A 5,844-nucleotide genomic window follows, 5' to 3' on the forward strand; every position below is an offset into this window, starting at 1 on the left:
ACTTAGCTCATCGTAGAAATGAAGAGAAAGTGATAGGAGTGGTCTGGGCTCCAATCAACTTTATCGAATTTCATAGAGGAGCTGCTCGATAAAGATACGTTACCTAAATGGATTTACAATTGTTTTGATACTAAAAATACAAGTATTTCTTTTCATTAAATTTATATCTATTTAAAAGCATAAAAAAAGCGAGACTCTCGTTGTCTCGTTTTTTTGTTGTTATTTTACTTCATTCCAGTCAGTAATTTTTCCTGTGTATACTTCTCGAATTTGTTCTAGTGTGATATCGTTTGTTGAGTTTTCTTTATTAACAACAACTGCGATTCCATCCATACATAATGTTGAGTATGCTAAACCACTTTCGATTTCTGATTCTTTTAATTCACGAGATGCGAATCCTAATGTGTAAGTTCCATCTTGTGCATTTTTAACACCTGTTCCAGATCCTGTTCCATCATAAGTGTAAGTTACTTTTGGGAATAATGCTGTGAATTCATCCGCTGCAGCTTTTACTGCTTTTTCAGTTGAGGTTGATCCACCTAATGTCATATTTCCTGTTAAGTTATCATATTTAGACATATCAAAATCTTCTGCATTGGCAGTATCAACAATTGTTCCCGTTGACTCTAAGACTTCTAATCCATCTTTTGAAGCTAAGAAGTCGATGAATGCACGTTCAACATCTGTTAGGTTTTCATCCTTATATACCATCATAAATGGACGAGACACACCGTAAGTTCCTTCTAATACATTGGCAGCTGTTGGTTCAACTCCATCAACTGTTAATCCTTTTAATTCTGATGCTTTTTCTTCTAATGTTACGAATGATACGTATCCGATTGCTGATTCGTTTCCAGCTACATATGTTGCAACTACACCGTTTCCATCTTTGATTGTTGCATTACTAGTCATTGGATCTTCACCGTCTACGTTAAATCCGATAATTTCTTCGAATGCACTACGAGTCCCTGAACCTTCTTCACGGCTCACAACATCGATGACACCTAGGCTTGTTGTTTCAGTATTAGAACCTTCTGTTGATGTTTGCGGCTGTTCTGATGTTTCAGTTTTTGATCCACATGCAGCTAGTGAAAAAGTTAAAGCTGCCGCCGCCATAATAGACATTAATTTCTTCATTATGTTCATTCCTCCATTTTTTAAATCTGTTTCCTTATGTTGTTATTGTAATATAAATCTGTTTTAGAAATATTAATTTTCTGTTAAGAAACGGTTAAGATAAAATTAACTAATGTAGAAACAGAAGTCTGGTATATATTTTTTAATTAGTCATTCTTGGTCCTGCTAAGATTTTTAAAAATCTATCTCAATTACAAGGGATTATCTAGTTTTATTCTGTATCTAACCATGTTCTTCATGCATAAAAAAAGAAGTAGTTTATTTTAAACTACTTCTTTTTCTTAGGTAAAGAAACGGTAAATGTTGTTCCTACATTTAGTTCACTGTTAACCATTATACGGCCTTTATGTGCTTCAATAATAGACTGAACAATCGATAATCCAAGTCCAGTCCCCCCTGTATGACGAGATCTTGCTCTATCCACACGATAAAATCGTTCAAAAATATGAGGTAAATCTGCGCTTGGAATCCCGATGCCTTGATCAATAACTTGAATTTGATAATATTCCCCTACTGCTTTGGCTTTAACGGTAATCGTTGTATTTTCACCTGAATAATGAATAGCATTTGTTAACAAATTAAGAAAACAATGTTTAAGTTGAATGTAATCTCCTTCTATTTGATATTGCTCCGGTGCTTCAAGTTTAATTTTTTGGTGTTTTAACTTCGCAACATTTAAAGGTTGAACAATACAATCGGTCAACAATTCATTTAAACAAAATACTTCAGTTTTCATTTTAATCTGATCAAATTCATATCGATTAATCAATAATAAATCTTTAACAAGTTGTTCCATTCGATTATTCTCATCTGAAATCATCGTTAAAAATTCATCTAATACCGCCGGGTCATTTTTCGCTCCATTTAATAGAATTTCTGTACATCCCTTAATTGCACTAATTGGAGTTTTTAATTCATGAGAAACATTTCCGAAAAATTCTTTTTGAAGATTTTGATATTTTTGAAGATCAGTAATATCATGAAAAATAATAACCGATCCATTAAAATCATCATGTTCGTTGTAAATTGGATTAGCAGTAGAAATATAAAATTTTTGATCAATTTCTAATGTTTTTTTTCGTGTTGTTTCACAAATTAATGCATCTTCTAATACTTTACGAAGTTCTGGTTGTTTAACTTCATTAAACGAAACAGTTTTTAATGCGGATAAATCAACCCATTTTTTGAATCGATTATTGGCATACTCAAGTTCACCACTAATGTTTAAAATAACCATCGGATCCTCAATGCTATTTGTAATAATACTAATAATTTGCATATTTCGACGATTTCGATATTCCTGTTGTTGAATAAATCGCATCAACTTATTATATTTAATTCCTAAAACCTCTTGCTGTTCAATCACAAGAGGCGCAACCATACTCCATTTTTTTTGAGACTGAATACTTTCAGCTACTTTATCATATTTTCTTAGTTGCTCTAAATATTTCATAGCTCGGCGATATTGCATAAACATTAGGATCAATAGCACTAATAAAAAAACAACTGTCACTGGAAAACTTGGTTCACTATGAACATTAACTATGAGTAAGGTAATAAAAACAATGAAGAGGGCCAGTAATTCGTGGCGACTACTAATCATGGACTTCATCCTCTAGCATATAGCCAATTCCACGAATCGTTTTAATTTTAATTCCATAATCTTTTAATTTTTCACGAATCTTAAAAATGTGAACGTCAACGATTCGCGTATCCCCATCGTATTCAAATCCCCATAGGCGATCAAGTAACACATCCCGAGACATGGCTTGCCCTTTATGTTGAATTAAAAACTCTAACAATTCATATTCTTTCAACGTAAAATCGATAACTTGCCCATTTACTAATACTTCAAAGCGACTATTATCTAATTTAATACTTCCGTATCCTAAATAATTTTTATTTTTTTCACTAGATAAGACTTCTTTACGGCGAATAATGGCTTTAATTTTTGAAACCACTTCTCTTGATGAGAATGGTTTTGTCATATAATCATCTGCTCCAAAATCAAGTCCTGATACACGGTCCAATTCATCATCACGTGCTGAAAGCATGACGATGTACGTTGAAATATTTTGGGCTCGTAACTCTTTACAAACTGCAAATCCATCTTTTTTAGGCAACATGATATCGAGTAAAATGACATCATAATCATTAACCAGCGCCTTTTTTAATCCTTCCTCACCATCACTAGCTAAGTCAACTAAAAAACCTGATTGTGTTAAATCGTATTGTAAAATTCGTTGAATAGAAAACTCATCCTCAACAACCAATATTCTCTTGCTCATGTATTCAACCCTCCAAAACCATCTAATTATGCTCATTTTATCATATTTAAATCTTTGGGTTTGTTAAAATTCTGTTAAGGAATAAAAAAAACTCCCCTTTGGTACCCTTACCCACATAAAACTAATTGCTTAAGGCTGCTACATTCCTGTCCTGACCTGGTTCACAACGTCCTATTGAATAAGGGTACCAAAAGAGAGTTTCAATTGATACACATTTAGTATATCAATTTGAAGTCTCATTGTCAACACGCTGCTGCTTTTTTTTCTGGCGTAAATTTCTGAAAAAATCTGACAAAAGTTGTCCACATTCTTCTTCTAAAACACCGGATACTAGCTCACAACGATGATTAAATTTCGACTCATCAAGTAAATTATAAATAGTTCCGCAGCATCCACCTTTAGGATCATGGGCTCCGAATACCACGGTTGGAATTCGCGATTGTACGATTGCACCTGCACACATTGGACAAGGTTCAAGTGTAACATATAGTGTACAATCTTCAAGACGCCAGGAACCAACCATTTCATTAGCCTTTGCAATAGCAATCATTTCAGCATGGGCATTTGAAAGTTGACTTGTTTCTCGCAAGTTATAACCTCTAGCGATGATTTCTCCATCTTTGACGATAACAGCTCCAATAGGAACTTCACCAAGGTTTTGCGCTTTTTTAGCTTCTTCTATTGCTGCTTGCATATATGTTATGTGCTTCATAAGTCACCACCTTGTTAGTTTATTCTTTTCTTAACGACTTTATTCTCTTTAGATAATCTTTAATCAAAGTCATTAAATTTTTTCGTACAAAAATGAATGATTCTCATCTATTCTATGATAAAATATTACTGTTATCAAGACTAAATCTTAAGAAAGTCTGAGGTGAGGATGATGGTTAAAACGTTCATGATTAACGTTGAAAATTTAAAAACGGATGAGGATGTTAAAAAAATCGAGAGTTATTTTGAAACAAATTTAGATGGGGTTGAAAAATTAGATATTAATCTTTCTCTTAAACTAGTATCAGTTCGTTACAACGATAGTATCGGTTCGCCAAAATATATTTTAGATGCATTTAATCGTTTAGGATACACAGTTCGATAATTCGAACTTCTTTTTTTTATCGTAGCAGGAGTGACAGATATGAAGAACAAACCTTATTTTATAGCCATTGAAGGTCCTATCGGAATTGGGAAAACCTCTTTAGCGACCTTACTTTCAAAGCATTATAATTATCATCTTTTAAAAGAAATTGTTTATGAAAATCCTTTTTTAGATAAATTTTATGATGATATTGATTCTTGGGCATTTCAAACAGAAATGTTTTTCTTAACGAATCGTTATAAACAGTTAACAGATATTCAAAAAGATTTTTTAGATAATCAGAAATCTGTTGTATCTGATTATCATTTATTTAAAAATGTGATTTTTAGTAAGATGACGCTCGACGTTAATAATTTTAATAAGTATCAAAAAATTTATCATATTCTAGAGGAAGATCTTCCTAAGCCAAATGTTATTATTATTGTAAATGCGACGCTTGAAACGATTATGAAGCGTATTAAAATGAGAAACCGTCATTTTGAACAAAATATTGATCCCAATTATCTTCAGACTTTAATCGATTCTTATCATGAATATACAGCATTGTTAAAAGAAAATCATGAGGAAATTAAGGTTATTGAACTGAATGGTGATGAGCTTGATTATGTAAATAATCCAAAGCACTTACAACAAGTTATCAAGAAAATCGATGAAATGATTGGTCAGGAGGATTAAGAATGTACGAGGCATGTGAAAAATACGGAATTCCACGCGATGCGATTATTACGATTGCAGGAACTGTTGGAGTTGGTAAATCAACGTTAACAAAAAAATTAGCAGAAACTCTAGATTTTAGAACTTCTTTTGAAAAGGTAGATGGAAACCCTTATCTTGAAAAGTATTACCAAGATTTTAATCGTTGGTCTTTCCACTTACAAATTTATTTTTTAGCAGAGCGTTTTAAGGAACAAAAAAGAATGTTTCAATACGGTGGTGGATTTATTCAGGACCGTTCAATTTATGAAGATACTGCAATTTTTGCTCAAATGAATTACGATAATGGGAGTATGAGTAAGGAAGATTTCGATACTTATAACTCATTATTTAACGCTATGGTGATGACTCCGTACTTTCCTCATCCTAATTTAATTATTTACCTTGAAGGAGATATCGATGAAATTGTAGGACGTATTGGAACACGTGGACGCCAAATGGAAATCGATACACCTGTTGAATATTGGTACAACCTACACCGTCGTTACGAAGACTGGATTGAAAACTTTACATCCGCACCAGTCCTTCGTCTAAATATTAATGAATACGACCTCGTAAACGACGAAAAATCAATCGACTACATCCTAGCAAAAATCGGAAGAGTATTAA

At 32.8% G+C, this 5,844-nt stretch carries 7 protein-coding genes and 1 other RNA gene; 3 read left to right on the plus strand and 5 right to left on the minus strand.

Annotated features, from left to right (window positions below; genetic code table 11):
* Positions 1–219 precede the first annotated feature (219 nt).
* From HMPREF9402_RS12230 to tadA, 5 genes are all read right to left on the minus strand, one after another.
* Positions 220–1,137: a substrate-binding domain-containing protein gene (locus HMPREF9402_RS12230; protein WP_006785789.1), complete on the minus strand. Its 918-nt coding sequence runs from the start codon at positions 1,135–1,137 to the stop codon at positions 220–222.
* Between the two features lie 268 nt (positions 1,138–1,405).
* A complete protein-coding gene (locus HMPREF9402_RS12235) occupies positions 1,406–2,740 on the minus strand; it encodes a sensor histidine kinase (protein ID WP_009607497.1) in 1,335 nt (444 codons plus the stop codon).
* The gene (locus HMPREF9402_RS12240) at positions 2,733–3,425 is read right to left on the minus strand and encodes a response regulator transcription factor (protein ID WP_009607494.1); all 693 of its coding nucleotides are present in this window, start codon (positions 3,423–3,425) and stop codon (positions 2,733–2,735) included. Before HMPREF9402_RS12240 ends, HMPREF9402_RS12235 begins: the two co-directional genes overlap by 8 nt.
* Positions 3,426–3,520: 95 nt before the next feature.
* Positions 3,521–3,616, minus strand: an RNA gene (gene ffs / locus HMPREF9402_RS14025) — signal recognition particle sRNA small type.
* Positions 3,617–3,648: 32 nt separating this feature from the next.
* Positions 3,649–4,137 carry a tRNA adenosine(34) deaminase TadA gene (tadA, locus tag HMPREF9402_RS12245; RefSeq protein WP_006785792.1) on the minus strand — a complete coding sequence of 163 codons (489 nt, stop codon included), beginning with the start codon at positions 4,135–4,137 and terminating at the stop codon, positions 3,649–3,651.
* Between the two features lie 171 nt (positions 4,138–4,308).
* Between tadA and HMPREF9402_RS12250 the strand changes: the two genes are divergently transcribed.
* The 3 genes from HMPREF9402_RS12250 to HMPREF9402_RS12260 all read left to right on the plus strand — a co-directional run.
* A complete protein-coding gene (locus HMPREF9402_RS12250; RefSeq protein WP_006785793.1) occupies positions 4,309–4,521 on the plus strand; it encodes a heavy-metal-associated domain-containing protein in 213 nt (70 codons plus the stop codon).
* Positions 4,522–4,560: 39 nt separating this feature from the next.
* A complete protein-coding gene (locus tag HMPREF9402_RS12255; protein WP_006785794.1) occupies positions 4,561–5,196 on the plus strand; it encodes a deoxynucleoside kinase in 636 nt (211 codons plus the stop codon).
* Between the two features lie 2 nt (positions 5,197–5,198).
* On the plus strand, positions 5,199–5,844 hold a 646-nt coding region (locus HMPREF9402_RS12260), incomplete at its 3' end, for a deoxynucleoside kinase (protein WP_009607491.1).

The sequence above is a fragment of the Turicibacter sp. HGF1 genome (assembly GCF_000191865.1).
In the GTDB taxonomy this organism is placed as follows: domain Bacteria; phylum Bacillota_I; class Bacilli_A; order MOL361; family Turicibacteraceae; genus Turicibacter; species Turicibacter sanguinis.